Below are 26,982 nucleotides of genomic sequence, written 5' to 3' on the forward strand. Positions count from 1 at the left end.
AAGTCGACGGCGGCCTGGAGACGATTGCACTGCAGCTGCCGGCGATCGTCACCACCGACCTGCGCCTGAACGAGCCGCGCTATGTGACGCTGCCCAACATCATGAAGGCCAAGAAGAAGCCGCTGGACACGGTCAAGCCGGCCGATCTGGGTGTGGACGTGACGCCGCGCCTGAAGACCCTGAAAGTGTCCGAGCCGCCCAAGCGCTCGGCCGGCATCGTGGTCAAGAGCGTTGAAGAGCTGGTCACCAAGCTCAGGAACGAGGCCAAGGTCATTTAGCAACCTGCTCCCTTCTCCCGCAGGTGTGGGCGATGGCTGGGATGAGGGACACAAGCTTCTTCTGTCTTGGCGATCGCCCTCACCCCCGGCCCCACTCCCCTCTCCCGCCTGCGGGAGAGGGGAGTGGAGCATTTGCGCAGATTTTCGGTACCCCATTTAGGAATCCATCATGACTGCACTCGTCATTGCTGAACACGACAATGCCTCCCTGAAGGGAAGCACCCTCAACACCATTACCGCCGCCGCTGCCTGCGGCGGTGACGTCCATGTGCTGGTTGCCGGCGCCAACTGCGGTGCTGCCGCCGAAGCCGCCTCCAGGATCGCCGGCGTGTCCAAGGTGCTGGTTGCCGATGCGCCTCACTTCGCCGACGGCCTCGCCGAAAACGTGGCCGAGCAGGCACTGGCCATCGCATCCTCCTATTCCCACATCCTGGCCCCGGCCACCGCCTACGGCAAGAACATCCTGCCGCGCGTGGCCGCCAGGCTCGATGTCGGCCAGATCTCGGAAATCACCAAGGTCGCCTCGCCCGATACCTTCGAGCGTCCGATCTACGCCGGCAATGCGATCGCCACCGTGCAGTCGGCCGATGCGGTCAAGGTCATTACCGTTCGCACCACCGGCTTCGACGCGGCAGCCACCGGCGGCAGTGCCGCGGTGGAAACCATCACCGCGGCGGCCGACTCCGGCAAGTCGGCGTTCGTGTCGCGGGAAGTGGCCAAGTCCGACCGTCCGGAACTGACGGCGGCCAAGGTGATCGTTTCCGGCGGGCGCGGCATGGGCTCGGGCGACAACTTCAAGATCCTGGAGCCGCTGGCCGACAAGCTGGGCGCGGCGATGGGCGCGTCGCGCGCGGCGGTCGATGCCGGCTTCGTGCCGAACGACTGGCAGGTGGGACAGACCGGCAAGATCGTGGCGCCGCAGCTGTACATCGCAGTGGGCATCTCGGGCGCGATCCAGCACCTGGCCGGCATGAAGGATTCGAAGACCATCGTGGCGATCAACAAGGATCCGGAAGCGCCGATCTTCTCGGTGGCCGATTACGGCATCGTCGGCGATCTGTTCGAACTCGTGCCGCAACTGGTCAATGAACTCGGCTGAGTGAAACAAGGAAGCGCAGGAGAAGGGCGGTCCTTGAACCGCCCATCCGGTATCAGTTCACATTTCTCGCGCTGCCGCGCCAGTACGGCTCGCGCAGCTGGGTCTTGACCACCTTCCCGGCCGCCGAGAGCGGCATCGCATTGCGGAACTCGACCGTCTTCGGCGCCTTGTAGCCCGCCAGCCAGTGGCGGCAATGCGTGCGCAGCTCCTCTTCACCGGCCTGCATGCCGGGCTTGAGCACCACCACTGCATGCACCGCCTCGCCCCACTGCCGGCTCGGAATGCCGATCACCGCGCAGACCGATACCGCGGGATGCCGCGCGAGCACGTTTTCCACCTCGGCCGAATACACGTTCTCGCCGCCGCTCACGATCATGTCCTTGATGCGGTCGACGATATAGATGTTGCCATCCTCGTCCATGTAGCCGCCGTCGCCGGTATGCAGCCAGCCGTCGCGCAGGGCGGCAGCGGTTTCCTCGGGCTTGTTCCAGTACCCGAGCATCACGCAGCCGCCGCGGATGATGATTTCCCCGACGGAGCCGCGCGGCAATTCCTGGCCGCCGGCATCGACGATCCGGATTTCGCAGGCAAAGCCGGCGCGGCCGACCGAGCGCACCAGTCCGTTCCCGCGCGCTTCGGGACCATGGTTGGCCGGCGGGTTGCCGCATACCGCCGCCGCGGTTTCCGTCATGCCGTAGGCGCTGGCGAACTCCACGTCGGGAAACAGGTCCAGGGTACGCTCCAGCAGCGGCAGCGAGATCGGCGAGGCGCCATAGCTGATGCGCCTGATGGTCGACATTTTGGCGCGCTCGAACCGCGGATGGTCGAGCAGCATCTGCAGCATGGTCGGCACCAGCATCAGATCGCTGACGCCGTGCCGCTCCACCGCCTGCAGCACCGATTCCGGCGTGAAGGCAGGCAGGATGACGACGGTGTTGCCGGCGATGGACTGGCCCGCAAGGCGGCCCGCGCCGCCGACATGGAACAGCGGCGTGGCGATCAGGGAAACGCTGCCAGGCTGACCGCCCATCTCCGCCATGCGGGCGATCGACGAGATCCAGAAATTGTCATGGCTGAGCATCACGCCCTTGGGAAAACCGGTGGTGCCGCCGGTGTACAGGATGGCGGCAAGCTCGCTGCCGCCGCACATGGCGTCCTGCGCCGGCGCGGAGGAGGCAATCAGGTCTTCCCAGGAAAGCATGCCCGGCGGCGCGGCGCCGTCTCCGGCGTGAATGACGGTTTGCACGCAGGGCGCCTGCTCGCGGATCGCATCCACCAGCGGCAGGAACTGGTCATCGACGATCAGTATCCGGCTGTCGCAGTCCTTCAGGGAGTAGGCGATCTCGTGCACGCTCCAGCGGGTATTGACCGGATTGGCCGCCGCGCCCACCCACCACGCGGCCTGGAAATATTCCACGTAGCGGTCCGAGTTCAGCGCCAGCATCGCCACCCGGTCGCCGCGTCCGACGCCGAGGCGATGGAGCGCGCCCGCCAGCCGGGATACGCGGTCGGCAAGCTGGCGGAACGTCTGCCGCCTGTCGGCAAAGATGGTGGCGATCCGCTCCGGATGGTTCTGCAGCGAGCGGTGCAATCCCTGTGTCAGGTACATGCGTGTTGTCTCCTCGTGATTGGCAATTCCGGTGTATTGCGCAGCTTTTGATAATGGCAATCATCGCTCCCCGGCATCGCCCGGGACAATGGCGTTTCTTCCCAAAGCCATTGGCCAAAATATCCAGCGGCGGACGGGCTGAGCGTTTATGCCATCCGGAATTCATGCATCCTGCCATTGGCGGCGGCCGGGGCGCGCCGATAGAATCGACGCATCCAGCCCTCCATGAAGCGAGACACCCATGAGCAACAGACCGCCGCTGCAAGGCGTCAAAGTCCTCGACCTTACCCGCCTGCTGCCGGGGCCGGTGTGCACCCAGCATCTGGCCGACATGGGCGCGGATGTCATCAAGATCGAGGACACCGGCGCCGGCGATTACACCGCGGCGCCGGTCAAGGCGCTGGTCAACCGCAACAAGCGCGGCATCCGCCTCGATCTCAAGCAGCCTGCCGCGGTGCAAGTCTTTCTCGAACTCGCCAAGACCGCCGATATCGTGGTCGAAGGCTTCCGCCCCGGCATCGTCGACAGGCTGGGCATCGGCTATGAACAGGTGGCGGCGGTCAATCCCTGCATCGTGTATTGCAGCATCACCGGCTACGGGCAGACGGGGCCGTTCCGCGACCTTGCCGGACACGACATGAATTACGCCGGCTATGCCGGCGCGGCCGACCAGGTCGGCAGCGACGAGTCGACGCTGGCCCTGTCGAACCTGCCGATCGCCGATCTGATGGGCGGCACGCTCACCTCGGTGATGGGCATCCTGGCGGCGCTCTACGATGCCACGCGCACCGGACGCGGCCGCTATCTCGATGTCGCCATCAGCGACGGCACGCTGGCGCACGCGGTGCTGCCGCTGGCCCGCGTCAACAGCGAAGGCAAGGCGCGGCCCGCGGGCGGCGACAGCATTTCCGGCGGCCTGCACAATTATTCGCCCTACCGCACCCGCGACGGCCGGGTGCTCGCGGTGGCCGCGCTCGAACCGAAATTCTGGGAAACATTCTGCGACGTCATCGGGCGGCCCGACCTGAAATCCGTCGACCGCCATGCCACGCCGGAACAGTCGCTGCAGGCGCGGCGCGAGGTCGCCGCCATCGTGGCCTCGCTCACGCTGGAAGAGTGGCAGGCAAAGCTGGAGGGCGCGGACTGCTGCGTCTCGCCCGTGCTGAAACTCGAGGAGACCCTGCAGCATCCGCAGTTTCGCGCTCGCGGCATGGTGCATGACACCATGCATCCCCGGCTGGGGCCGCTCACGCATGTCGGCTTCCCGGTGAAGATGAGCGGCTTCAGTTTTGCGGTGAAGCGCCAGGCGCCCGCGCCGGGCGAGCATACCCTCGAAGTCCTGCGGGAAGCGGGATATTCGGAAGACAGCATCGCTTCGCTGCGGGAAAGCCGGGCGGTGCAATAGGGCAGGACGGCTGGCTTTCCCGGATGCATCGTTCCTGCAATCCGCTCCAGGCGGCGCGGGCACTTAAGCAATGCTGAACGCGCGCTTTGGTAAAAACGAATTGTTCCGCGCCGCCACTTCGGCGATGCTTACCGCTCCAGAGGCCGGATAGGCAGGGTCCGCTCCGCCTCGCAGACATCGCATCCGACACCGCCGGCAAGACGGCGGCACCGATGCCAGCCTATGGGAGGCATTGCCATGGAGCTATGTGCCGAGCGATCGGATACACTGTGGTTTCCGAAGAAAAAACGGTTGCCCAGGTTTTCGACGAACATGACGGTTACCCACAACACCATTGCGATCGTTCAGGTGGAACAGATCCTGCAGGGCGTGCGCGAACAGGGACGAGACATCAATGCCATCCTGCACCGCTCCGGCATTTCTCCCGCGCTGCTCGAATCGCCGCTGTCCCGCGTTTCGCAGGCCCAGTACACGGCGCTCATCCGCACGCTCACCCGCGTTACCGGCGATGAACTCTGGGGCTTGTGCTCCCATCCCGTCAGGATCGGCAGCTTCGCGCGCAACTGCCGCGCGCTGGTTCACTGCCGCACCCTGCGCGAAGCGCTCGTCGAGGGCTTCCGCTTCTATCACCTGATGCTCCAGGACCTGGTGCCGCGCCTGCGCATCGAGGACGATACCGCGCACGTCGTGCTGCAGGCGCGCGGCGAGCGCAATGCGAGGCTGCGCTATGTCGAGCGCACCTTCATGTTCTTTACCTTCGGACTGGCCTGCTGGCTGGTGGCGAGACGCATTCCCCTGATCGGCGTCGACTACTGCAGCCTCGATCAAAACCAGTCCTCCGACGCATTCCGGGTATTCCAGGCGCCGGTGCGCTACCAGGACAATCAGGTGGGCTTCCGCTTCGAGAAGCGCTGGCTTGACCTGCCTGTGGTGCAGAACGTGCAGAGCGTGGAAGAATTCCTGTGCCAGGCGCCGGCCAGCCTGCTGGTGAAGTATCGCGACCATGCGAATGTCACCGAGCGCATACGGCGCATCCTGCGCCGCCATCTCGAGACGGAGATGCCCTCGCTGGAGGAAGTCAGCAAGTCGCTCGGCGTGACGCCGCAGACGCTGCGGCGTCGCCTGCATGATGAAGGCCAGGGATATCAGGCGATCAAGGATGACCTGCGGCGGGATGCGGCGATCGAATATCTGTCGCGGTCGGATCTGACGCTCATCGAGATTGCGAACCTGGTGGGATTCTCGGAGCCGAGCACCTTTCATCGTGCCTTCAAGAAATGGACCGGCGTCGCGCCGGGGGAGTACCGGAATACGCGACTGCATGCGGGGGATGATGTGCAGGTTCATACCTCTGTCTGATCAAAAATCCTTTTTTGCATTATCGATGCAGGCCCGGCTCCTTCACCCGGCCTGCGGGAGAGGGGCTCCATTCCCCGCAAGGCCGCTTCCCGTCTACGCGAATCACCATACACGCCCGGCCCTGGAATTTTTAGCCAATGCATTTTGTCGCGGTACGCCATTGTTCAAAGGCGGCGACGCAGGCAACCTGCACAGGTAGCGAAACCAGATCAATTGCGAGAGGAGAATCTGCAGTGAGCCGAAAAGTACATGTAGTAGGCGTGGGCATGATCCCGTTCACCAAGCCCGGCGCCAGCGAGCCCTATCACGTCATGGGCGCGCGCGCCGCGAAACAGGCGCTCGAAGATGCGCGTATGGATTTCAAGCTCGTCGAGCAGGCCTATTGCGGCTATGTCTACGGCGACTCCACCTCCGGCCAGGCGGCGGTGTACGGCGTGGGCCTGAGCGGCATTCCGGTATTCAATGTCAACAACAATTGCTCCAGCGGTTCCAGCGCGCTGTTCCTGGGCCGCCAGGCCATCGAGAGCGGCGCGGCGGAATGCGTGCTGGTGCTCGGCTTCGACCAGATGAATCCGGGCGCGCTCAAGGGCGCCTATGACGATCGTCCGTCGCCGATGTCGCGCTTCATCGATTCGATGACGACGGTGCAGGGCTACCAGGAAAACACGCCGCGCGCGGCCCAGTTCTTCGGCGGCGCGGGAAGGGCGCACATGGAGCGCTTCGGCACCAAGGCCGAGACCTTCGCCCGCATCTCGGTCAAGGCGCGCCAGCATGCGGCGCGCAATCCGCTGGCCATCTTCCGCCAGACGGTGACGCTCGATGAAGTGATGGCCGCGCCCAAGGTCTTCGATCCGCTCACCCGCCTGCAGTGCTGCCCGCCGACCTGCGGCTCCGCCGCCGCGATCCTGGCATCGGAAGAGTTTGCCAGGAAGCACGGCCTCGACACCCGCGTCTTCATCGCCGCGCAAGCCATGACGACCGATACCGCCAGCACCTTCGACTCCGGCGACATGCGCCGCGTGGTCGGGTACGACATGACGGCAGCCGCGGCCAGCAAGGTCTATGAAACCGCCGGCGTCAGCCCGGAGGACGTGGATGTGGTCGAGCTGCATGACTGCTTCACCGCCAACGAACTGATCACCTATGAAGGACTGGGCCTGACGCCGGAAGGCACGGCCGAGAAGTTCATCCTCGACGGCGACAACACCTATGGCGGCAAGGTGGTGGTCAATCCATCCGGCGGCCTGCTGTCGAAGGGGCATCCGCTCGGCGCCACCGGCCTGGCGCAATGCGCGGAACTGGTATGGCAGCTGCGCGGACAGGCCGACCAGCGACAGGTGGAGGGCGCCCGCATCGCGCTGCAGCACAACCTCGGCCTCGGCGGCGCCTGCGTCGTCACCATGTATCAGGCGGCATAGCCGCGGAGGGGCGATCATGATCGACAAGAGCTATATCGGACACGCGCTGCCGCGCTTTTCGGTGGAAGTGGAGAAGGGCCGCCTGCGCTTCTTCTCCAAGGCCATCGGCCAGGCCGACCCGGTCTATACCGACGAGTCGGCGGCGCGCGACGCCGGCCATCCGGCGCTGCCGGTGCCGCCGACCTTCCTGTTCTGCCTGGAGATGGATGCGCCCAACCCGGCCGCCCTGCGCGGGCTGCTCGGCATCGACATCGGCAAGGTGCTGCATGGCGAGCAGGTGTTCAACTATCACGGCATGGCCTATGCCGGCGACACGCTGAACTTCGAACCGCGCATCGCCGACATCTATGACAAGAAGAACGGCGCTCTCGAATTCGTGGTGCGCGACACGCGGGTCACCAACCAGCACGGCGCGCTCGTCGCCGATCTGCGCTGCGTGACCGTGGTGCGCAACGGCTAGCGCAATTGAGCCAGGGCAAACCAGCGAACAACACCGGAACAGGAAGACACATGGACCGAATGACATTTGACGCCGTGCGGGTTGGAGACGAGATCGCTTCCTACACCGCCGCGCCGATCACGCGCCACGCGCTGGCGCTGTATTGCGGCGCCTCCGGCGACCACAATCCCATCCACGTCGACATCGACTTCGCCCGCAAGGCCGGCATGCCGGACGTGTTCGCGCACGGCATGCTGTCGATGGCTTATCTCGGCCGCCTGCTGACGAACTGGGTGCCGCAGCAGCGCGTGCGCAGCTACGGCGTGCGCTTTGCCGCCATTACCCACGTGGGCGATGCGATCACCTGCAGCGGCAAGGTGGTGGAGAAATTCGAGCAGGACGGCGAGCAGCGCATACGCCTGGAACTCACTACGACCGACCAGAACGGCGACATCAAGCTCAAGGGCGACGCGGTCATTGCCCTGGCATAAACGAATACTGAACGGATACTGAACGGATACAGGAGACAGCATGAAGAAACTCGAAGGCAAGGTGGCAATCGTTTCCGGCTCCGGCCGCGGCATCGGGCGCGAGATCGCGCTCAAGCTCGCAGGCGAAGGCGCGCGCGTGGTGGTCAATGATCTCGACGCCGCGCCGGCGGAAGAAACGGTGGAAGTGATCCGCGCCGCCGGCGGCGAAGCGCTGGCCTGCGTGGGCAGCGTGACCGACGCCGACTTCGGCAATCGTTTCGTCGCAAGCGCGGTGGATGGCTTCGGCGGGCTGGACATCATCGTCAACAATGCCGGCTACACCTGGGACAACGTCATCCAGAAAATGACGGATGAACAATGGGACGCGATCATGCAGGTGCACCTGACCGCGCCGTTCCGCATCCTGCGCGCCGCATCGGACTTCATCCGCAGCGCCGCCAAGCAGGAAGCCGAGGCCGGCCAGGAAGTGTTCCGCAAGGTGGTCAACATCTCGTCGACGTCCGGCGTCATGGGCAATGCGGGCCAGGCCAACTATGCGGCGGCCAAGGCCGGCATCAACGGCCTGACCAAGGCGCTGGCAAAGGAATGGGGACGCTACAAGGTCAACGTCAACAGCGTTGCCTTCGGCCTGATCAAGACGCGCCTGACCGAAGCCGCGGCGGACGCCGATGCCAGCATCGACATCGAGGGACGCAAGATCAAGGTCGGCGTCAATCCGCAGGTGCTGAAGAATGCGGAAGCCCTGATCCCGATGGGCCGCGCCGGCACGCCCGAGGAAGCCGCGGGTGCGGTGTTCATGTTCTGCATTCCCGAATCCAATTACGTGAGCGGCCAGGTGCTGGTCTGCGGCGGCGGCCGCCCGTAAGCAAGCGTCCCGATTGCGCTCCACCAGGCGCAATCGAATCGAGCCACCTTTCAGCGATTTTCCAGGACTTGCATGAGCACTTATTCCTTCCCATGGATGACCCCGGACCTGGAACTGTTTCGGGACAATATCCGCCGCTTCTTCGACAGCGAAGTCATCCCGCATGAAGACAAGTGGCGCGCGCAGCACCATCCCGACCGCGCCATCTGGCGCAAGGCAGGCGAGATCGGCATGCTGTGCGCCAGCATTCCCGAGCAATACGGCGGCGGCGGCGGCGACTTCCTGCACGAGGCCGTCATCTGCATCGAGCAGAACCGCGCGCTGTCCAACAGCTTCAGCCTGAACGTGCACAGCGGCATCCTCGCCCACTACATCCTGCGCTACGGCACCGAAGAGCAGAAGCAGCGCTGGCTGCCGAAGATGGCCAGCGGCGAGATGGTCGGCGCGATCGCGATGACCGAACCGTCGGCAGGCTCGGACCTGCAGAGCATCAAGACCACCGCGGTGCGCGACGGCGGCGAATATGTGATCAACGGCGGCAAGACCTTCATTACCAACGGCTATCATGCGGACCTGGTCTGCGTCGCCGTCAAGACCGACCCGCAGGGCAAGGGACGCGGCGTATCGCTGCTGATGCTGGAAACCAGGGACCTCAAGGGCTTCCGCCGCGGACGTTTCCTGGAAAAGATCGGCCAGCGCGGGCAGGACACGGTCGAGCTCTTCTTCGATGACGTCCGCGTGCCGGCGGAAAACCTGCTCGGCCAGGAAGAGGGCCGGGGCTTCGCGCAGCTCATGGAGCAGCTGCCGCAGGAGCGCCTGCTGATCGCCATCGGCGCGGTCGCGGTGATGCAGCGCGCGGTACAGGAAACCACCGATTACGTGCGCCAGCGCGAAGCCTTCGGCAAGCCCCTGATCGCCATGCAGAACACCCGCTTCAAGCTGGCCGAATGCAAGACCACCGCCACCATCGCCCAGACCTTCGTCGACCAGTGCGTGGTGCAGCTGATGGCCGGCAGGCTCGACGTGCAGACCGCGGCGATGGCGAAATGGTGGACCACGCAGATGAACTGCCAGGTGATCGACGAATGCCTGCAGCTGCACGGCGGCTACGGCTACATGCTCGAATACCCGATCGCGCGCATGTATGCCGACTCGCGCGTGGGCAAGATCTATGGCGGCTCCAACGAAATCATGAAGGAAGTGATCGCCCGCGCGATCGAGCGCGAATAGCAGGCTTGCCGCGACATGCCGGCGGCAGGATGGCATGGCAGTACCGCAAGCCGACGAAAAATACTGGCAACAGGAGACTTCAACGTGTCGACGCTGCATTACCGGTTTTGGCCGAAAGGCTTTCCAAGAACGCTGCAGGTGCCGGAGACGAGCCTGTACTACAACCTCGAAGCGGCCGCCCGCAGGTATCCGGACAAGCCCGCCATCGTGTTTTACGACACCATCGTCACCTACGCCGAACTGAAACGGGAAACCGATGCGCTGGCGGGCTTCCTGCAGCAGCGCTTCGGCATCCGCAAGGGCGACCGGGTTCTGCTGATGAGCCAGAACTGCCCGCAGTTCGTCATTGCCTATTACGCGATCCTGCGCGCCGACGCCGTCGTCGTTCCGGTCAACGCCATGAGCACCGCCCGCGAGCTGGAACATTATGTGTCCGACTCAGGGGCGAGGGCCGCCATCGTCGGCCAGGAACTTTACAAGTCGGTCGCGCCCTGCATGCATGGTCAAGGCCTGCGCCATGTGCTCCTGCACCGCTATGCCGATTACCTGAGGGAAAAGACCGACATGTCCATCCCTGACGTGCTGCAGCAGCCCGAGCTCGTGGTCGACGCCAAAGACGAAGGCGTGGCACGCTGGAACGACGCGCTGGCCGCCGCCTGCGTGCCGGGGCCGCACCTCGCCGGCAAGGAGGATGTCTGCCTGCTGCCCTATACCTCGGGCACCACCGGCCTGCCCAAGGGCTGCGTGCACACCCATGGCAGCGTGATGGCGGTGATTGCCTTCACCCAGGTCTGGCGGCAGCTGTTTCCGGCGTCGGTCTTTGTCAGCGTTGCCCCCGCCTTTCACCTGCTGGGCATGCAGAACGGCATGAACCTGCCGATCCTGCTTGGCGCAACCGCGCTCCTGCTCACGCGCTGGGACCGCGACAATGCCGCTTCGCTGATCAGCCGCTACGGCGGCACCGTGTGGGCGGCGCCGCCGGCGATGCTGCTGGATTTCTTCGCCAATCCCGACATCGACCGCTACGACCTGTCGAGTCTCTCCCTGATCACCGGCGGCGGCGCGGCGATGCCGGAAGCGGTCGCCACGCTGCTGCGGGAAAAGTTCGGCCTCGAATACATCGAAGGCTACGGCATGACGGAAACCGCGTCGGGCACGCATACCAATCCGCTCTGGCGGCCCAAGCGGCAATGCCTCGGCATGCCGCTGTTCGGCGTCGATTCCCGGGTGATCGATCCGGCGACGCTGGAAGAATTGCCGCCGGGACAGGTGGGCGAAATCATCACCCACGGACCGCAGGTAATGAAGGGCTACTGGAACAACGCGCAGGCCGATGCGCAGGTGTTCGTGGAGCTGGACGGCAAGCGCTTCATCCGCACCGGGGACCTCGGCTATGTGGATGAGGAAGGCTATTTCTTCATGTGCGACCGCCTCAAGCGCATGATCAATGTGTCCGGCTACAAGGTGTGGCCGGCGGAAGTCGAGAACATGATGTATTCCCATCCCTCGGTGCATGAAGCCTGCATTATCGGCACGCAGGACGAGCGGCGCGGCGAGACGGTCAAGGCTTTCCTGGTGATCAAGCCGGAAAGCCGCGGCAGCGTCAGGGAAGACGACATCATCAGCTGGTGCCGCGAGCAGATGGCGGCGTACAAGGTGCCGCGCACCATCGAATTCGTCGACAGCCTGCCCAAGTCCAGCACCGGAAAGATCCTCTGGCGCGAGCTGCAGGAGCGCGAACGCCAGGAAAGCAGGGCGCATTAGTTCCAGCCAAAGCGGTGCTTCCGCAAATGCAAATTGTGACGCGCGCGCAGATGGACGATAGTGAAGACACGGTGAAAGCAGCGAAAGGCGGAATCGAAAATACCGCGCCTGCCCGCTCTGAAAACGACAAACCACATGGAGACAGCTATGGAATTGAGTAAAGGCATGCGTGCAGGAATCGGCTTGCTGGTCAGCGCGCTCACGCTCTCGCTTGGCGCGGCGCATGCGCAGGATGCGAAAAACTATCCGGACAAGACCATCAAGGTCGTCGTGCCCTATCCGGCCGGCGGCGCCACCGATACGCTCGGCAGGATGACCGCCAACCGCCTCGAGGGCGCATGGAAGCAAACCGTGATCGTCGACAACAGGCCCGGCGCCAGCGGCAACATCGGCAGCGACATGGTGGCCAAGGCGGCGCCGGACGGCCATACGGTGCTGGTCGGCATCACGGCCATGATCCAGGCGCCCTTCCTGTACGCGAAGATGCCCTTCGATCCCTTCAAGGCATTCCAGCCGGTTGCGCTGCTGGCGCGCTCGGCCGACCTGTTTGTCGTGCCGGCTTCCAACCCGGCCAATAACCTCAAGGAATTCCTGGCGCTGGTCAAGGCCAGCCCCGGCAAGTACAACTATGGTTCCTATGGCAACGCGACCTCCTCGCATATCCACGGCGAGATGCTCAAGGCGCAGACCGGCGCCGACCTGATGCACGTGCCTTACAAGGGCGCGGCGCCGCTGGTCGCGGATCTGCTGGGCGGACAGGTGACGTCCGCTTTCGTCGATGTCGCATCGATACGCGGCCATCTCGGCTCCGGCAAGGTGAAGGTGCTGGCGGTGACCGGCGCCCAGCGCTTCAAGATCCTGCCCGACGTGCCGACGATGACGGAACTCGGATACAAGTCCTTCGAGCCCTACGGCTGGTTCGGGGTGTTCGTGCCGGCGGCGACGCCGAAGGAAGTCGTCAACAAGCTGTCGGAGGAAATCTCGAAAATGGTGCGCAGCCCGGAAGGCAGCGCCAAGATCGAGGCGCTCGGCCTGCAGGCGGGCGGCGAGAAGGCGGAGGAATTCACCCGCATCATGAAGACCGACTCGGAGATCTGGGGCAGCGTGATCAGGGAAGCGAAGATCGCCATCGAGTAGGCGCGGACCATCGGGTAACTTCATGACAGGCAACGAGAGCAGAACAGGAGCAGGCTTGATGCAGGACATTCTGGATTTCAAGGGGCGCGCGGTCTTCGTGGCCGGAGGCAGCAGCGGAATCAATCTCGGCATCGCGGATGCATTTGCCGCCCGCGGCGCGCGGGTGGCCGTCATGAGCCGCTCGCAGGACCGGGTCGATGCCGCGGTGGCCCACCTCGGGCGGCATGGCGGCATTGCCTGCGGATTCGCCGGCGACGTGCGCAATCCCGCCGCCGTGGCCGAGGCATTGCAGTCGGCGCATGCCCAGCTGGGCGATTTCGATGTGCTGGTGTCGGGCGCGGCCGGCAATTTCGTCTCGCCCGCGCTCGATATGTCGCCCAACGGCTTCAAGACGGTGGTCGACATCGACCTGCTCGGCACCTTCAACGTCTTGCGCCAGGCCCACCAGTTCCTGCGCAAGCCCGGCGCGTCGGTGATCAGCATCTCGGCGCCGCAGTCCTTCAATCCCACCATCTTCCAGGCGCATGTGTGCGCTGCCAAGGCCGGCGTCGACATGCTGACCCGCGTGCTGGCGATGGAATGGGGCGGCGACGGCATCCGCGTCAATTCCATCGTGCCGGGGCCGATCGGCGACACCGAGGGCATCCGCCGCCTCGCGCCCACCGAGGAGACCCGCAGGGCGATGGAGGCGACGATACCGCTGGGAAGAATGGGCACGCGCCAGGAAGTCGCGGACATGGCGATGGTGCTGTCTTCGCCGCTGGCCAGCTTCGTCACCGGCGCGGTCATTCCCGTCGACGGCGGCAGCTCGCTGCTCGGCGGCAGGGACTATCGCGAAACCTACAAGGCAAGCGCAGGCGCTGCCGCGCAACATTCATCACGGTCATCCTGACCGGCGGAAGCAGGAGCAAACATGGAAAGCCATGACAGCATGCAGAACATAGAGGAGGGCGGCGTCGAAGCCGCATATCAGAAGCGGCTCGACGACGGGCGCTTCATGATCCAGCGCTGCGGCGGATGCCGGCAGCATGTCTTTTTCCCGCGCGAACTCTGCCCGCATTGCGGCGCGATGTCGCTGCAGTGGGTCGAACCCGCCGGCACCGGTACCGTGTACGCGGTCACGACCGTGCGCCGCAAGCCGGATGCCGGCGGCGACTATAACGTGTCGCTGGTCGACCTGGACGAAGGCGTGCGCATGATGAGCCGCGTCGAAGGCGGCGCCGCAGTCACCATAGGCGACAGGGTGCGCGCACGCGTGCTGGTCAAGGAAGGAAAGGGCCTGGTAGTGTTTGATCCGATGGCAGGCGAGGGAGGAAGACCATGAGCGCATCATTGCGGGAACTGCGCGGCGCGGCCGCGATCGCCGGCGTCGCCACCTTCGGCTGCGGCGAGGCGAAGGGCTTCACCGACATGGAACTGCTGGCGCGCGCCGCCCATGCGGCGGTGGCCGACGCCGGGCTGAAGATGAGCGACATCGACGGCATCTGCACCGCCAGCGCCAGCGCCACCATGTGGGCGATGCCGGTGATCGAGTATCTCGGCATCCGCCCGACCTATATCGACAGCACCATGCTGGGCGGATCGAGCTTCGTCGCGCACCTCCTGCCGGCGATCCATGCATTGCAGTCGGGCCAGTGCAATGCGGTTCTGGTCTGCTACGGCAGCGCCCAGCGCAGCGCCACCTTCGGCCGCAAGGAAGTGGTGGCCAGCCGCCGCTTCCTCGATCCGCAGCCCTATGAAATGCCCTATGAACCGATGCTGCCGCTGTCGGCTTATGCACTGGTGGCTTCGCGCTACCTGCATGAATTCGGCGCCTCGCGCCGCCATCTCGCCGAGGTGGCGGTGGCGGCGCGCGCCTGGGCGCGGTTGAACCCGGAAGCCTTCATGCGCGATCCGCTGACGATAGAGCAGGTGCTCGACGCGCGCATGGTGTCGGACCCGCTGTCGGTGCGCGACTGCTGCATGGTCAGCGACGGCGCCGGCGCCTATGTGCTGGTGCGCGCCGACCGTGCAAGGGACCTGCCGAAAGAACCGGTGTATGTGCTGGGCAACGGCACGGCGGTATGGAACCGCCAGGTGTCGTCCATGCAGAACCTGACCGTCACCGCGGCGACCCAGTCCGGCAAGGCGGCCTACGACATGGCGGGCCTGAGCGCGAAGGATGTGGACGTGGTCGAGCTGTACGATGCCTTCACCATCAACACGCTGCTGTTCCTGGAAGACCTCGGCTTCTGCGGCAAGGGCGAGGCGGCGGCCTTCGTCGAGAACGGCGGCATCGCGCCGGGCGGGCGTCTGCCGGTCAATACCAACGGCGGCGGCTTGTCCTGCGTTCATCCCGGCATGTATGGCGTGTTCACCATCGTCGAATCGGTGCGCCAGCTGCGCGGCGAATGCGGCGAGCGCCAGGTGCGGGATGCGAAGATCGCGCTGGCGCACGGCAACGGCGGCACGCTGTCGAGCCAGGCGACCGCCATCCTCGGCACCCGGGAAACGCTTTGATTCATTTTGGAACGACACAGTTACAGGGAAGGTAAGACCATGATCCGCGACCAGGAAACCATGAACACGCTGCTCTCCAGCGTCAGCCGCTTCGTCCGCGAAAGGCTGGTGCCCGCCGAAGAGATCGTCGCCGAGACGGACGAGATTCCGGAAGACATCGTGCGCGACATGAAGGAGATCGGCCTGTTCGGCCTGACGATCCCCGAAAACTATGGCGGCCTCGGGCTGACCATGGAGGAGGAAAGCCTGGTGATGTTCGAGATGGGCAAGACCTCGCCCGCCTTCCGTTCGCTGTTCGGCACCACGGTCGGCATCGGTTCGCAGGGCATCCTGATGGACGGCAGCTCGGAGCAGAAGGAAAAATACCTGCCGCGCCTGGCGACCGGCGAAATCATTGCCTCCTTCGCACTGACCGAACCGGAAGCCGGCTCGGACGCCGCCTCGCTGCGCACCACCGCCGTGCGCGATGGCGACCATTATGTGGTCAACGGCACCAAGCGCTACATCACCAATGCGCCGCATGCCGGCATCTTCACGCTGATGGCGCGCACCAATCCGCAGGACAAGGGCGCCGGCGGCGTATCGGCCTTCATCGTCGAAGCCGATACGCCTGGCATCACCATCGGCAAGTACGACAAGAAGATGGGGCATCGCGGCGCGCACACCGCCGACGTGATCTTCGAGAACTGCCGGGTGCCGGCCGCGAACATCATCGGCGGCGTGGAAGGCAAGGGATTCAAGACGGCGATGAAGGTGCTGGAAAAGGGCCGCATCCACATTGCCGCGATCGCCGTCGGCGTGGCCGAGCGCATGCTCGACGACGCGCTGAAATACGCGGTGGACCGCAAGCAGTTCAACCAGCGCATCGCCGATTTCCAGCTGGTGCAGGCGATGCTGGCCGACAGCAAGGCGGAAGTGTATGCGGCCAAGTGCATGGTGATCGATGCCGCCCAGCGCCGCGACCGCGGCGAGAACGTGAGCACCGAGGCATCCTGCTGCAAGATGTTCGCCACCGAAATGTGCGGCCGGGTCGCCGACCGGGCGGTGCAGATCTTCGGCGGCGCCGGCTACATGTCGGAGTACGGCATCGAGCGCTTCTACCGCGACGTGAGGCTGTTCCGCATCTACGAGGGTTCGACCCAGATCCAGCAGATCGTCATCGCGCGCAACATGATCAAGGAATGCGGCTGATGCCGGTGTCTCATGTGGGTGACGCCCATGACGTCCGTGACGCCCATGACGCCCATGACGCCCATGACGTCCGTGACGAGCGCGACGACGAGGCCGCGCCGTTTTATCCGCTCGATAATCCGGCGCTGGAAAGCATGGGCGTGCGCATCACCATGTGGTCGGAAGACAGGGTCGAACTGGCCCTGCCCGTGGGACCGACGATGCTCAACCGCAGCGGCGTGGTGCATGGCGGCACGCTGTGCGCGCTGCTCGATGCGGCGACGGGATATTCCGGCCTGTATTCCGCCGACGCGGGCGTCAAGCTGCATGCGGTGACGCTGTCCCTGACGACGAATTTTCTTGCCAATGGCGTGGGGAGCATGCTGACCGCCGTCGGCGTGGTCGAGCGGCGCGGCAAGTCGATTTTCTTTTCCCGCGGCGAGGTGTGGCTGGATGGAGAGCTGCTGGTGGCGACGGGGGTAGCTACGATGAAGTATCTCAAGTAAGAGGCAATGCGGGGAGGGGGAGGGGCCGGATGCAGTTTGCTAGGAGCGTCCATCAACTTGCCGCTTGCAGCGTTGCAACGCCTTGCCGTACCTCCGTACTGTCTTCGCCGGCGCGCCTTGCCATCGTCATGTGACCGGCGCTCTTATTTCTTTCCCCCGCCGCCACGCGTAGCATCCCCGTCCGCCACCAGCAATTCCACCAGCTCGCGCGCAAAGCCCGGCAGCGCATCGAGGTCGCGCACGCAGATGATCAGATTGCGCGTCGCCCAGTCATCGTTCAACCGCAGGATCTTCAAGTCCAGGCTTTTCGCATGGCGTCGCGCGGCGGATTCGGGCAGGATGCCGATGCCGACATTGGCTTCGATCATCCGGCATACCGAATCGAAATTGCTGACCTGGATGCGCGTCTTGAGCGACTTGCTCATCGGGCCGGCAGCCTGGTGCACGAAGGAGTGAATGACGCTGCCTTCGTACAGGCCGATGTATTCATATTCCAGCGTATCCGCGAAATGGATGTCGTCGCGCGCCGCCAGCGGATGGCCGGTCGCGGTGGCCACCACCAGCCTGTCGTTGCGATAGGGAATGACCTGCAGGCCCTCGGTGCGCACGCTGCCGGCCGCCACGCCGATATCGGCGATGCCTTCATTGATGGCACGCACCACATCATTGCTCAGATGCTCGCGCAGATCGATGTTGACATCCGGATGGCTGACCAGAAAGCTGCGCAGCACGGCCGGCAGGAACTCGGCGGTCGCGGTGGTATTGGCGAAGATGCGCACATGCCCCTTGATGCCTTGCGCATATTCCTGCATGTCGCCGCGCAGGTTTTCCAGCTGCGCCAGCACCAGCCGCGCATGCTGCAGCAAGGCTTGCCCGGGCGGGCGCAGGGTGATGCCCTGGGTGTCGCGGTTGATCAGCTTGGTGCCGATCGAATCTTCCAGGTTCTTGATGCGGATGCTTGCCGCCGGCAGGGACATGTGGGCGCGCACCGCCGCCCGCGTCAGGCTGTTCTCTTCGGCGATGTAGACAAACAGGCGCAGGTCGGTGAGATCGAAATGGATGGCCATGGCAGATGATTGGTTGGGCGGGCTCTGGCATTGTATCGGAAACGCGTTTCCATTCGTTTCCACTCGTTTCCATTAGGCAGGCGCCGGTTCGCGTTATGACACGGTGCCGTTCGCGTAAAGGAGGTCGATCTCCGCTTCGCTTTTGCCGAGTTCCTGCAAGACGGCGCGGCCATGCTCGCCGGCATGCGGAGCCTGCAGGAAATCCGGATTGCGGCTGGAGCCGAACAGCGCCGCCGCGCGGGGAAGCCGTACTTCGCCGAGGTCCGACATGGGATAGCGGGAAACGGTCCGGTTGTGCACCACCTGCGGATCGGCGCACAGCCCGGCGCGGTCGTTGACCCTGCCGACCGGCGCGCCTTCGCGCACCAGCGTTTCCACGAATTCCGCCACCTCGCGCTGCAATGCGATCGGTTCGAGGATGGCGCGCAGTTCCCGGTAATGCCGCCGCCGCCCTTCCATGCTGGCGAAGCGCGCATCCTCGATCAGGTCGGGGCGGCCGAAGCCGCGGCAAAGCGCGGCGAATTCGTCGTTCTGCGGCGTCATCGCGGTGAACCAGCCGTCGCGGCATTTCCATGGCTTCTGGTTGGCGCCGAACTCGGGCGCGGGCGCGGGCGGGTCTTCAAGGAAACCGTGGTTGTACATCGCTTCCGGCCAGAGAAAGGCGACGCTGGCATCCAGCATGGACAGTTCGATCTTTTGTCCCTCGCCTTGCGCATGGGTATGCCGTGCATGCAGTGCCGCGCAGATCGCCTGCGCCGCGGTGAGCGCCGTCAGCTTGTCGCACAGCAAGGTGGGCAGCAGGCCCGGCTCGCCGCTGGCCGGATCGCCATGCGCATCGGCAAACCCCGATGCCGCCTGGATCACATAGTCGTACACCCGTCCGTGCGCATAAGGGCCGGTCTGGCCGAAGCCGGAGATGGAAAGATAAATCAGCTTCGGGTTGACGAGCTTCATCCGCTCATAGCCGAGCCCGAGGCGGGCCATGGTTCCCGGCCGAAAATTCTCGACCAGCACATCGGCCTGCGCGATCAGTTCTTCCAGGATGGCGCGCCCGTCGGCGGATTTCAGGTCCAGCATGATGGAGCGCTTGCCGCGGTTGATGGCCATGAACAGCGCCGAGATATCGCCCTTGGCAGGACCTACCCGGCGGCTCATGTCCCCGCCCGGCGGTTCCACCTTGATCACATCCGCGCCCTGATCCGCCAGCATGCCGGCGGCCATCGGCCCCGACACGACAGCGGACAGATCGATCACGCGCACTCCGGCCAATGGTCCATTCATGTTCGCGTCTCCTCATTGTTTGGCTAGCATCTTAGAGAACCGCGCCGCGATTGGAAAGCCGATTGCGGCAGAATTTGCGGCAAATCCGGTGCCGCCGGCAATTTGAGAATTTTTGCCAATCAAATTGGAAAACGCGGCCATTGAGCCCGGCGGCCACAAGCGGCTAACCTCCATTCAACAGCACGACAAGTCCGATCCCGCAGATCCATTTGCCGGGATTCCGAGAACAGAGCGTTATGTGAGGAGACCCATGCCACTGCCCAAGGCCCTTGAAGGAAAGCTTGACCTGCCGGTCATCGCTTCTCCGCTTTTCATCATTTCCAACCCCGAGCTCGTCATTGCCCAGTGCTGCGCCGGCATCGTCGGTTCCTTTCCCGCGCTGAACGCCAGGCCGCAGGAAGAGCTTGGCAAATGGATCGTCCGCATCAAGCAAGGCATCGCCGATTTCGAGGCGGCCAATCCCGGCAGGAAGGCGGCGCCGTTCGCGGTCAACCAGATCGTGCACCAGTCCAACAGCCGGGTGGACGCCGACATGGCGGTCTGCGTCGAGCACAAGGTGCCGGTCATCATCACTTCGCTGCGCTCGCCGGCGTCCCTGGTCGACCAGGTGCACGGCTACGGCGGCATCGTCCTGCATGACGTGACCAATGTGCGGCATGCGAAAAAAGCGATCGAGGCAGGCGTGGATGGCCTGATCCTGGTGTGCGCCGGCGCCGGCGGGCATGCCGGCGTGCTCAGCCCGTTTGCGCTCGTCAATGAAATCCGTTCCTTCTACAGCGGCCCGCTGGCGCTGTCGGGTTCCATCACCAACGGCAGCGGCATCTACGCGGCGCAGGCCATGGGCTGCGATCTGGCCTATATCGGCACGCGCTTCATCGCCACCGAGGAAGCCAACGCCAGCCAGGAATACAAGGACATGCTGATCGATTCGAGCGCCGCCGACATCGTCTACACGCCTTACTTCACCGGCGTTCCGGGCAACTACCTCAAGCCGAGCATCGCCCGGAACGGGCTCGATCCGGACAACCTGCCTTCGGCCGATCCGTCGAAGATGAATTTCGACAATCGCCACAACAAGCCCAAGTCCTGGAAGGAAATCTGGGGCGCCGGGCAGGGCGTCGGCAACATCAGCGCCGTCGAGCCGGCGGCAACGCTGATCGGCCGCATGAAAGCCGAATACCAGGAGGCGCGTCAGAGAATGGGCGCGCTGGCGGCATAAGCGGGGCTCATGACCCGGGCCGTACCGACAAAAACAATCCGAGGAGACGACAATGAAGATGGCGACACAGTGGATGGCCCGCATCGCAGTGACGGCGACAGCGGCGGCAATGGCATCGTTGCTGGCGGCGGCTCCGGCGAGCGCGCAGACGGAAACGGCATCGGCATCGGCATCGGCATTCCCCAGCAAGCCGCTGAAGATCGTGGTGCCGTATCCGGCCGGCGGGGCGACCGACATGCTGGCCCGGATGATCGGCCAGAAATTCAATGACATGTGGCGCCAGCCGGCCATCGTCGAAAACAAGCCGGGCGCCAACGGCTGGATAGGCAACGGCATGGTCGCCAAGGCCGCGCCCGACGGCCACACGCTGCTCCTGACGATTTCCACCATCGTCTATGCGCCTTACCTGTATGAAAAGATTCCCTACGATGTGAACAAGGAACTGACGCCGGTCGCCATGCTCACCCGCACGCCCAACCTGCTGGTGATTCCCGCATCGGTGCCGGCAAACACGCTGGAGGAGTTCGTGGAACTGGTGCGCAAGAATCCGAAGAAATACAGCTACGGCTCCTACGGCCAGGGCTCGACCGCCCATGTCGGCGGCGAAACGCTGAACCGGCAGGCCGGGCTCGACATGGTGCATGTGGCGTACAAGGGCGCGGCGCCGCTGGTCAATGATTTGCTGGGCGGGCAGATCCCGGCCGGCTTCGTCGATGCCAGCACCATCCGGCCGCATGCGCGCAGCGGCAAGGTGCGCATACTCGCGGCGAGCGGCACCCAGCGCGTGAGCTACCTGCCGGAGGTGCCGACCTTTGCCGAGCGCGGCTACAAGGGCATGGAACTGGTGGGCTACTTCCTCATGATGGCGCCGGCCGGCACGCCCAGGGAAGTCGTCAGGAAGGTATCCGATGCCGCCGCGGCGGTGCTGCGCATCCCCGAGAACAAGGCGCGCATCGAGGAGCTCGGCATGACGGCGGTAGGCGGCACGCCGGAGGAACTGGCCGCATCGATGAAGTCGGATGCGGAAACCTTTTCCCAGGCGGTCAGGCAGGCCAACATCAAGATTGAAAACTGAAAACTGAAAACTGAGCGGGCCAATGATGGATGACACAAAGCGAGCGCCGTTCCGCGACGATCACGAGGAATTCCGCACCCAGGTCCGGCGCTTCGTCGAGCGCGAGATCAAGCCGTTTCATGCGGACTGGGAAGACCAAGGCATTGTTCCGCCGTCGCTGTGGCGCCGGGCCGGCGAGGAGGGGCTGCTCAACTGCATGCTGCCCGAGCCGTACGGACAGGGCGGCGACTTCGGGCATTCCGCCGTGGTGATCGAGGAACTGGCGCGGGTCAATGCCAGCGCGCTCGGCTTCAGCGTGCATTCCGAAATCGTGTCCCCCTATCTGCATGCCTACGGCACCGAGGAACAGAAGCAGCGCTGGCTGCCGAAGATGGCGCGCGGAGAGATGATCGGCGCCATCGCGATGACGGAACCCGGCGCCGGCAGCGACGTCAAGGCGGTGCGCACCACCGCGCGGCGCGAGGGCGATCATTTCATCCTGAACGGACAGAAGACCTTCATCTCCAACGGCCACAACGCCGGCATCGTTATCGTCGTCGCCAAGACCGATCCCGAACTGGGGGCCAAGGGCATCTCGCTGCTTTGCGTCGAAGACGGCACGCCCGGCTTCGGCAGGGGCAAGCGCCTGAAGAAGATCGGCCTGCGCGGCCAGGACACGGCGGAACTGTATTTCGAGAACGCCCGCATACCCGCGGCCAACCTGCTCGGCGAGGAAAACCGGGGCTTCGCCTACCTGATGCATGAGCTGGCGCAGGAGCGGCTCATCATCGGCGTCAGGGCAGCGGCATCGATAGAGTCCTTCCTGGAACGCACCATTGCATACACTCGCGGCAGGAAGGCATTCGGGCAATCGGTGTTCGACTACCAGAACACCCGCTTCAAGCTGGCCGAAGCCAAGGCGCAGCTGACGATGCTGCGCACCTTTGTCGATGACTGCATCGCGCGCCATCTGCGCGGCGAACTGACGCCGGAACGGGCGGCAATGGCCAAGCTCAACGGCTCGGAAATGCAGAACCGGCTGCTGGACGACTTCCTGCAGCTGCACGGCGGCTACGGCTTCATGTCGGAATACGAGATCGGCGGTGCCTGGATCGATGCGCGCGTCGGCAGGATTTACGGCGGCAGCAACGAGATCATGAAAGAGATCGTCGCGCGCGGCCTGTAACGGCGGCGCGCGGCAACGCGGACACCATTTGAAAAGAGACGAGTGAAGATGAACAGCATAGTCGATAAAGCAAGCATGGAAGTCCTGCATGATCCGGTCAACAGGAATCCCTTCCTCAAGATGCTGGGGCCGGAACTCGTTGAATCGGCCAGCGGACATTCCTACTTCATCCAGAATGATTACCCGCACATCAGGAACATCTACGGCGTGGCCCACGGCGGCGTCATCATGGCCCTGTTCGATGCGGCGCTGGCCAGCGCCGCGCTGTCGAGAGTCGAGTTCACCATGGGCATCGTGACGCTCGACATGTCCATCAATTTCATCGGCCCGGGAGCGGGCAGGCTGCATGTGCGCGGCCACGCGACCGGCGGCGGTTCTTCCGTCTGCTTCTGTGAAGGCGAGATCCATGACGATGCCGGCAAGCTGGTGGCAAAGGCGATCGGCAGCTTCAAATACCGGCGCAAGAAGCCGGCCGGCAATGATGCGGCTGCGCGATCGGATTAAGGTCTTTCTCCGCCAGTCCACTCCCTGTTTCGACAATGTTGAGAAAGCCTGACATGACAACGCATGAAACCGCAGACGCCGCAGTGACCACAGTGGCCACAGTGGCCACAGTCGCCGAACTTCTCGCGAAAGACTTCGGCACCGTCGCCGACCTGATCCGGCTGCATGCGACGCATCGCCCGGAACATCCCGCCTTCATTCTCGGCGGACGGCAGATAAACTATATCGGCCTGGACCGGATGATGGACCGGATCGCGTCGGCGCTGCAGCGCGACGGTCTTGGCGTCGGAGACTGCATTGCGATCTGCGCGGGAACCTCGATCGACTACGCGATGCTTTACCTCGGCGCGCTGCGCGCCGGCGTGACGGTTGCGCCGCTGCCGCCGTCGAGCGCGCCGGAAGCCCTTGCCGGCATGATTCAGGACTCCGATGCGCGGATGCTGTTCATCGACGAGGATGCCGCCGGCGCAATGGCATCTATGCTGCCGCGCCTGGCGGCACGCCGGGTGACGATCGACGGCAAGGCTGGCGGCGCCTCCCTCCATGCGTGGCTTGCCTCATCTACAGCGGCGCCCGCGACGGCGGCAATCCTGCCCGGAACGGCTTTCAACATCATCTATTCATCGGGCACCACCGGCGTGCCGAAAGGCATCGTGCAGCCGTTCTCGCTGCGCTGGGCGCAGCTGCAGCGCTCGGTGGTGCTGGAATACAGCGGCAATGCCGTCACCCTGCTGTCGACGCCGCTCTATTCCAACACCACGCTGGTCAGCTTCTTCTCCACGCTGGGCATGGGCGGCAGCGTGGTCCTTCTCGAAAAGTTCGACGCCCGCAGCTATCTCGAACTGGCCGAACGCCACCGGGTAACGCATACGATGCTGGTGCCGGTGCAGTATCAGCGCCTCATGGCGGTGCCCGACTTCGATCAATACGACCTGTCTTCCTACCGGATGAAGTTCTGCACCAGCGCGCCCTGCAGTGCCGCATTGAAGCAGGACGTGCTGGCGCGCTGGCCGGGCGGGCTGGTGGAACTGTATGGCATGACCGAGGGCGGCGGCAGCTGCCAGCTGTTCGCGCACCTGCATCCCGGCAAGCTGCATACCGTCGGCACGCCGGCGCCCGGCAGCGAGTTCAGGGTGATCGACGAGCAGGGCAGGGAACTGCCGGCGGGAGAGACCGGCGAGATCGTCGGCCGCTCGGGCGGCATGATGAGCGGTTATCACAAGCAGCCGGAAAAGACGGCCGAGGCGGAATGGCATGATGCCGCCGGAGTGCGCTTCATCCGCACCGGCGATATCGGCCGCTTCGACGCGGAAGGGTTCCTGACGCTGCTGGACCGCAAGAAGGACATGATCATTTCCGGCGGATTCAATATCTATCCGAGCGATCTGGAGGCCGTGCTGCGGCAACATCCGGCGGTCGAGGATGTTGCCGTCGCAGGAGTGGCTTCCGAGCGCTGGGGCGAAACGCCGGTGGCGTTCGTCGTGCTTCGCGCGGCGGCGATGGAAGAGGGTTCCCCGCTGCTGTCGTGGGCCAATGAGCGGCTTGGGAAAATGCAGCGGCTGGCGGCGGTCGAGATCGTTCAGGCGCTGCCGCGCAGCGCCATCGGCAAGGTACTCAAGCGCGAGCTACGGGACCAATATGCCGGCATGGTGAAGCAGGCGGCCTGAACGCATACCTTTGAAAAAACACTCTGAAATTACCAATACAAAAACGTTCGGCGCCGCCCGGCGCATCCATTCACAAGGAGACAATGATGCAAGGATTAAGGAAATGCTTTCAATGGCTGCGAAGCGTTAAATCGCAAGCCCTGCGTGGATTTGTCGCAGGGGCCGCCGCCATGGCGCTGCTTCCCGCGGCTTTCGCGGCCGGTCCGTTCCCGTCGCGGCCGATTGAATTCTGGATTCCCTTTCCGCCCGGCGGGCCGACCGATGCATCGCTGCGCACGCTGCTCAACGCGGCCAGCAAGGAAATCGGGCAACAGATCATTCCCGTCAACAAGCCGGGCGCGGGCGCCACGCTTGCCGCCTCGGTGATGGCGCAGTCGGCGGCGCCGGACGGCCATGTCCTGTCCATGGTGGCATCCAACATCTTCCGCATGCCGCATCTGCAGAAGACGCCCTATGATCCGCTCAAGGACTTCACTTACATCATGGGACTGACCAACTACCGCTACGGCATCGTCGTGCGCGCCGACGCCAAGTGGAAGAACCTGGAGGAATTCCTTGCCGATGCCAAGGCCAATCCGCGCAAGATGACCTACGGTTCCGTCGGCATCGCCTCCTCCGGCCATATCGCGATGGAAAAGCTGGCCAAGGCCGCGGGCGCGTCGATGACGTTCGTGCCCTACAAGGGCGGGGCGGAAGAACTGACCGCGCTGATGGCGGGCGAAGTCGATGCGGTGCTCGATCCCGGCTGGGGACAGTATGTGACCAGCGGCAAGCTGCGTCCGCTGGCCATCGTCGGCGAGGCCCGCTTTCCGAGGTTCAAGGACATTCCCACGCTCAAGGAGCTGGGTTATGACGTCACCGCCAGTTCCATGGTGGGCATCGTCGGCCCGAAGGGCATGGATCCGAAGGTGGTGAAGACGCTGCATGATGCGTTCAAGAAGGCGACCCAGGACCCGGCCTATCAGAAGGCGCTGCAGGTCATCGACCTCGAGGAGGTCTACCTGAGCAGCGAGGACTACACCAGGTTTGCCGGCGAGCAGTATGAACGGGAGAGGCGTGTTGTGCAGCAGCTCGAGATCAAGCTGAATTGAATGCAGCGGTGTAGCTGACGGCGCGTTGGCATGCTCCATGCGCCGAATTCGTTTGCAGGTATCGGGCAGCGGGAAGCTGCCCTTTTTCATGATCAGGCACGCAAGGAAGCAATACTCAGCGGGGACCGGCAGAACTTCTGCGCCGCGCGAGTTCGCGGTCGAGCGCATTGGCGAAGTGCTGGCGGTCGGCCTGGCTGAACGCGGACGGACCGCCGGTGTCAACCCCGCCGCTGCGCAGCTCTTCCATGAAAGCCCGCATCGTCAGCTGCTGGGCGATGGTGTCCTTGGTGTACCAGTCGCCGCGCGGATTGAGCGGCATGCCGCCCTTTTCCAGTACCAGCGCGGCCAGGGGAATGTCGCCGGTCACGACGATGTCGCCGGGGCTGACGCGCTCGACGATTTCGGCGTCGGTCGCATCCGGGCCGGCCGGAACCTGCAGCGCGCGGATGAAGCGCGAGCCCGGCACGCGGATCAACTGGTTGGCAACCAGTGTGACATTGAGCTGCAGGCGCTCGGCCACCCGGAACAGGATGTCTTTAATGACGGCGGGACAGGCGTCGGCGTCAACCCAGATATGCATGAGGAATTGGAGTAGTTCGGCGGGATCACGCATTATAGCGACAAGCCCGCGGCCGTACTCGCGC

26 protein-coding genes are annotated in these 26,982 nt (G+C 64.4%); 22 read left to right on the forward strand and 4 right to left on the reverse strand.

Features of this window, described 5'->3' with window-relative positions; all coding sequences use genetic code 11:
* Together FH061_RS24825 and FH061_RS24830 are read left to right on the forward strand one after the other, a co-directional pair.
* Positions 1 to 278 (forward strand): electron transfer flavoprotein subunit beta/FixA family protein (locus FH061_RS24825; RefSeq protein WP_404822510.1); only part of this gene is annotated, 278 nt, incomplete at its 5' end.
* Positions 279 to 447: 169 nt separating this feature from the next.
* The gene (locus FH061_RS24830; RefSeq protein WP_151638520.1) at positions 448 to 1,377 is read left to right on the forward strand and encodes an electron transfer flavoprotein subunit alpha/FixB family protein; all 930 of its coding nucleotides are present in this window, start codon (positions 448 to 450) and stop codon (positions 1,375 to 1,377) included.
* Positions 1,378 to 1,429: 52 nt separating this feature from the next.
* Here FH061_RS24830 and FH061_RS24835 read toward each other — a convergent pair whose 3' ends face one another.
* Complete coding sequence (locus FH061_RS24835) at positions 1,430 to 2,986, reverse strand: long-chain-fatty-acid--CoA ligase (RefSeq protein ID WP_151638521.1); 1,557 nt, start codon at positions 2,984 to 2,986, stop codon at positions 1,430 to 1,432.
* Between the two features lie 241 nt (positions 2,987 to 3,227).
* Between FH061_RS24835 and FH061_RS24840 the strand changes: the two genes are divergently transcribed.
* The 14 genes from FH061_RS24840 to FH061_RS24905 all read left to right on the forward strand — a co-directional run bounded on the left by FH061_RS24840 (position 3,228) and on the right by FH061_RS24905 (position 17,269).
* Entirely contained in the window at positions 3,228 to 4,391 is a 1,164-nt protein-coding gene (locus tag FH061_RS24840; protein WP_151638522.1) for a CaiB/BaiF CoA transferase family protein, read from the forward strand.
* 312 nt (positions 4,392 to 4,703) lie between these two features.
* On the forward strand, positions 4,704 to 5,750 hold the full coding sequence (locus FH061_RS24845) for an AraC family transcriptional regulator (protein ID WP_151638523.1): 1,047 nt from the start codon (positions 4,704 to 4,706) through the stop codon (positions 5,748 to 5,750).
* 233 nt (positions 5,751 to 5,983) lie between these two features.
* Positions 5,984 to 7,168: a lipid-transfer protein gene (locus FH061_RS24850; protein ID WP_192805242.1), complete on the forward strand. Its 1,185-nt coding sequence runs from the start codon at positions 5,984 to 5,986 to the stop codon at positions 7,166 to 7,168.
* Between the two features lie 16 nt (positions 7,169 to 7,184).
* Positions 7,185 to 7,628, forward strand: coding sequence for a MaoC family dehydratase N-terminal domain-containing protein (locus tag FH061_RS24855; protein WP_151638525.1), 444 nt, complete (start codon positions 7,185 to 7,187; stop codon positions 7,626 to 7,628).
* A 50-nt stretch (positions 7,629 to 7,678) separates the two neighbouring features.
* On the forward strand, positions 7,679 to 8,098 hold the full coding sequence (locus FH061_RS24860; RefSeq protein ID WP_151638526.1) for a MaoC family dehydratase: 420 nt from the start codon (positions 7,679 to 7,681) through the stop codon (positions 8,096 to 8,098).
* A 40-nt stretch (positions 8,099 to 8,138) separates the two neighbouring features.
* On the forward strand, positions 8,139 to 8,963 hold the full coding sequence (locus FH061_RS24865) for an SDR family NAD(P)-dependent oxidoreductase (RefSeq protein WP_151638527.1): 825 nt from the start codon (positions 8,139 to 8,141) through the stop codon (positions 8,961 to 8,963).
* Between the two features lie 72 nt (positions 8,964 to 9,035).
* The gene (locus tag FH061_RS24870; RefSeq protein ID WP_151638528.1) at positions 9,036 to 10,193 is read left to right on the forward strand and encodes an acyl-CoA dehydrogenase family protein; all 1,158 of its coding nucleotides are present in this window, start codon (positions 9,036 to 9,038) and stop codon (positions 10,191 to 10,193) included.
* 84 nt (positions 10,194 to 10,277) lie between these two features.
* Positions 10,278 to 11,957: a long-chain fatty acid--CoA ligase gene (locus FH061_RS24875; RefSeq protein WP_225984866.1), complete on the forward strand. Its 1,680-nt coding sequence runs from the start codon at positions 10,278 to 10,280 to the stop codon at positions 11,955 to 11,957.
* Between the two features lie 147 nt (positions 11,958 to 12,104).
* Positions 12,105 to 13,094: a Bug family tripartite tricarboxylate transporter substrate binding protein gene (locus FH061_RS24880; RefSeq protein WP_225984867.1), complete on the forward strand. Its 990-nt coding sequence runs from the start codon at positions 12,105 to 12,107 to the stop codon at positions 13,092 to 13,094.
* Between the two features lie 58 nt (positions 13,095 to 13,152).
* The gene (locus FH061_RS24885; RefSeq protein ID WP_151638531.1) at positions 13,153 to 13,986 is read left to right on the forward strand and encodes an SDR family oxidoreductase; all 834 of its coding nucleotides are present in this window, start codon (positions 13,153 to 13,155) and stop codon (positions 13,984 to 13,986) included.
* Positions 13,987 to 14,007: 21 nt separating this feature from the next.
* Positions 14,008 to 14,418 carry a Zn-ribbon domain-containing OB-fold protein gene (locus tag FH061_RS24890; protein WP_225984868.1) on the forward strand — a complete coding sequence of 137 codons (411 nt, stop codon included), beginning with the start codon at positions 14,008 to 14,010 and terminating at the stop codon, positions 14,416 to 14,418.
* Complete coding sequence (locus FH061_RS24895; RefSeq protein ID WP_151638532.1) at positions 14,415 to 15,593, forward strand: thiolase; 1,179 nt, start codon at positions 14,415 to 14,417, stop codon at positions 15,591 to 15,593. The genes FH061_RS24890 and FH061_RS24895 overlap by 4 nt, the downstream gene beginning before the upstream one ends.
* 39 nt (positions 15,594 to 15,632) lie before the next feature.
* Positions 15,633 to 16,784 carry an acyl-CoA dehydrogenase family protein gene (locus FH061_RS24900; RefSeq protein ID WP_151638533.1) on the forward strand — a complete coding sequence of 384 codons (1,152 nt, stop codon included), beginning with the start codon at positions 15,633 to 15,635 and terminating at the stop codon, positions 16,782 to 16,784.
* Positions 16,784 to 17,269: a PaaI family thioesterase gene (locus FH061_RS24905; RefSeq protein ID WP_151638534.1), complete on the forward strand. Its 486-nt coding sequence runs from the start codon at positions 16,784 to 16,786 to the stop codon at positions 17,267 to 17,269. Before FH061_RS24900 ends, FH061_RS24905 begins: the two co-directional genes overlap by 1 nt.
* Positions 17,270 to 17,412: 143 nt before the next feature.
* Here FH061_RS24905 and FH061_RS24910 read toward each other — a convergent pair whose 3' ends face one another.
* Together FH061_RS24910 and FH061_RS24915 are read right to left on the reverse strand one after the other, a co-directional pair.
* Positions 17,413 to 18,330, reverse strand: a complete 918-nt coding sequence (locus FH061_RS24910; RefSeq protein WP_192805249.1) for a LysR substrate-binding domain-containing protein — start codon at positions 18,328 to 18,330, stop codon at positions 17,413 to 17,415.
* 99 nt (positions 18,331 to 18,429) lie between these two features.
* Complete coding sequence (locus FH061_RS24915) at positions 18,430 to 19,617, reverse strand: CaiB/BaiF CoA transferase family protein (protein ID WP_151638536.1); 1,188 nt, start codon at positions 19,615 to 19,617, stop codon at positions 18,430 to 18,432.
* A 250-nt stretch (positions 19,618 to 19,867) separates the two neighbouring features.
* Between FH061_RS24915 and FH061_RS24920 the strand changes: the two genes are divergently transcribed.
* The 6 genes from FH061_RS24920 to FH061_RS24945 all read left to right on the forward strand — a co-directional run bounded on the left by FH061_RS24920 (position 19,868) and on the right by FH061_RS24945 (position 26,338).
* Positions 19,868 to 20,836 (forward strand): NAD(P)H-dependent flavin oxidoreductase, encoded by a 969-nt coding sequence (locus FH061_RS24920; RefSeq protein ID WP_151638537.1) that lies wholly within the window; start codon positions 19,868 to 19,870, stop codon positions 20,834 to 20,836.
* A 52-nt stretch (positions 20,837 to 20,888) separates the two neighbouring features.
* Positions 20,889 to 21,911, forward strand: coding sequence for a Bug family tripartite tricarboxylate transporter substrate binding protein (locus FH061_RS24925; RefSeq protein WP_151638538.1), 1,023 nt, complete (start codon positions 20,889 to 20,891; stop codon positions 21,909 to 21,911).
* 22 nt (positions 21,912 to 21,933) lie between these two features.
* Complete coding sequence (locus FH061_RS24930) at positions 21,934 to 23,076, forward strand: acyl-CoA dehydrogenase family protein (protein ID WP_151638539.1); 1,143 nt, start codon at positions 21,934 to 21,936, stop codon at positions 23,074 to 23,076.
* A gap of 48 nt (positions 23,077 to 23,124) precedes the next feature.
* Positions 23,125 to 23,580, forward strand: a complete 456-nt coding sequence (locus tag FH061_RS24935) for a PaaI family thioesterase (protein ID WP_151638540.1) — start codon at positions 23,125 to 23,127, stop codon at positions 23,578 to 23,580.
* 53 nt (positions 23,581 to 23,633) lie between these two features.
* Entirely contained in the window at positions 23,634 to 25,247 is a 1,614-nt protein-coding gene (locus FH061_RS24940; protein ID WP_151638541.1) for a class I adenylate-forming enzyme family protein, read from the forward strand.
* A 170-nt stretch (positions 25,248 to 25,417) separates the two neighbouring features.
* Positions 25,418 to 26,338 (forward strand): tripartite tricarboxylate transporter substrate binding protein, encoded by a 921-nt coding sequence (locus FH061_RS24945; RefSeq protein WP_151638542.1) that lies wholly within the window; start codon positions 25,418 to 25,420, stop codon positions 26,336 to 26,338.
* Between the two features lie 115 nt (positions 26,339 to 26,453).
* Here FH061_RS24945 and FH061_RS24950 read toward each other — a convergent pair whose 3' ends face one another.
* Positions 26,454 to 26,918 (reverse strand): YaiI/YqxD family protein, encoded by a 465-nt coding sequence (locus FH061_RS24950; protein WP_151638543.1) that lies wholly within the window; start codon positions 26,916 to 26,918, stop codon positions 26,454 to 26,456.
* Positions 26,919 to 26,982: the final 64 nt, after the last annotated feature.

This window comes from Noviherbaspirillum aerium (genome assembly GCF_008929045.1).
GTDB lineage: Bacteria > Pseudomonadota > Gammaproteobacteria > Burkholderiales > Burkholderiaceae_D > Noviherbaspirillum > Noviherbaspirillum aerium.

What these genes read in the sequence shown, in the direction of transcription:
- FH061_RS24870 (WP_151638528.1), top strand. Translation starts at nt 9,036, where the DNA reads ATGAGCACTTATTCCTTCCCATGGATGACCCCGGACCTGGAACTGTTT.
- FH061_RS24915 (WP_151638536.1), bottom strand. Translation starts at nt 19,617, where the DNA reads ATGAATGGACCATTGGCCGGAGTGCGCGTGATCGATCTGTCCGCTGTC.
- FH061_RS24935 (WP_151638540.1), top strand. Translation starts at nt 23,125, where the DNA reads ATGAACAGCATAGTCGATAAAGCAAGCATGGAAGTCCTGCATGATCCG.
- FH061_RS24880 (WP_225984867.1), top strand. Translation starts at nt 12,105, where the DNA reads ATGGAATTGAGTAAAGGCATGCGTGCAGGAATCGGCTTGCTGGTCAGC.
- FH061_RS24900 (WP_151638533.1), top strand. Translation starts at nt 15,633, where the DNA reads ATGATCCGCGACCAGGAAACCATGAACACGCTGCTCTCCAGCGTCAGC.
- FH061_RS24835 (WP_151638521.1), bottom strand. Translation starts at nt 2,986, where the DNA reads ATGTACCTGACACAGGGATTGCACCGCTCGCTGCAGAACCATCCGGAG.
- FH061_RS24840 (WP_151638522.1), top strand. Translation starts at nt 3,228, where the DNA reads ATGAGCAACAGACCGCCGCTGCAAGGCGTCAAAGTCCTCGACCTTACC.
- FH061_RS24940 (WP_151638541.1), top strand. Translation starts at nt 23,634, where the DNA reads ATGACAACGCATGAAACCGCAGACGCCGCAGTGACCACAGTGGCCACA.
- FH061_RS24925 (WP_151638538.1), top strand. Translation starts at nt 20,889, where the DNA reads ATGAAGATGGCGACACAGTGGATGGCCCGCATCGCAGTGACGGCGACA.
- FH061_RS24895 (WP_151638532.1), top strand. Translation starts at nt 14,415, where the DNA reads ATGAGCGCATCATTGCGGGAACTGCGCGGCGCGGCCGCGATCGCCGGC.
- FH061_RS24855 (WP_151638525.1), top strand. Translation starts at nt 7,185, where the DNA reads ATGATCGACAAGAGCTATATCGGACACGCGCTGCCGCGCTTTTCGGTG.
- FH061_RS24945 (WP_151638542.1), top strand. Translation starts at nt 25,418, where the DNA reads ATGGCGCTGCTTCCCGCGGCTTTCGCGGCCGGTCCGTTCCCGTCGCGG.
- FH061_RS24930 (WP_151638539.1), top strand. Translation starts at nt 21,934, where the DNA reads ATGATGGATGACACAAAGCGAGCGCCGTTCCGCGACGATCACGAGGAA.
- FH061_RS24885 (WP_151638531.1), top strand. Translation starts at nt 13,153, where the DNA reads ATGCAGGACATTCTGGATTTCAAGGGGCGCGCGGTCTTCGTGGCCGGA.
- FH061_RS24920 (WP_151638537.1), top strand. Translation starts at nt 19,868, where the DNA reads ATGCCACTGCCCAAGGCCCTTGAAGGAAAGCTTGACCTGCCGGTCATC.
- FH061_RS24950 (WP_151638543.1), bottom strand. Translation starts at nt 26,918, where the DNA reads ATGCATATCTGGGTTGACGCCGACGCCTGTCCCGCCGTCATTAAAGAC.
- FH061_RS24860 (WP_151638526.1), top strand. Translation starts at nt 7,679, where the DNA reads ATGGACCGAATGACATTTGACGCCGTGCGGGTTGGAGACGAGATCGCT.
- FH061_RS24830 (WP_151638520.1), top strand. Translation starts at nt 448, where the DNA reads ATGACTGCACTCGTCATTGCTGAACACGACAATGCCTCCCTGAAGGGA.
- FH061_RS24865 (WP_151638527.1), top strand. Translation starts at nt 8,139, where the DNA reads ATGAAGAAACTCGAAGGCAAGGTGGCAATCGTTTCCGGCTCCGGCCGC.
- FH061_RS24905 (WP_151638534.1), top strand. Translation starts at nt 16,784, where the DNA reads ATGCCGGTGTCTCATGTGGGTGACGCCCATGACGTCCGTGACGCCCAT.
- FH061_RS24845 (WP_151638523.1), top strand. Translation starts at nt 4,704, where the DNA reads ATGACGGTTACCCACAACACCATTGCGATCGTTCAGGTGGAACAGATC.
- FH061_RS24890 (WP_225984868.1), top strand. Translation starts at nt 14,008, where the DNA reads ATGGAAAGCCATGACAGCATGCAGAACATAGAGGAGGGCGGCGTCGAA.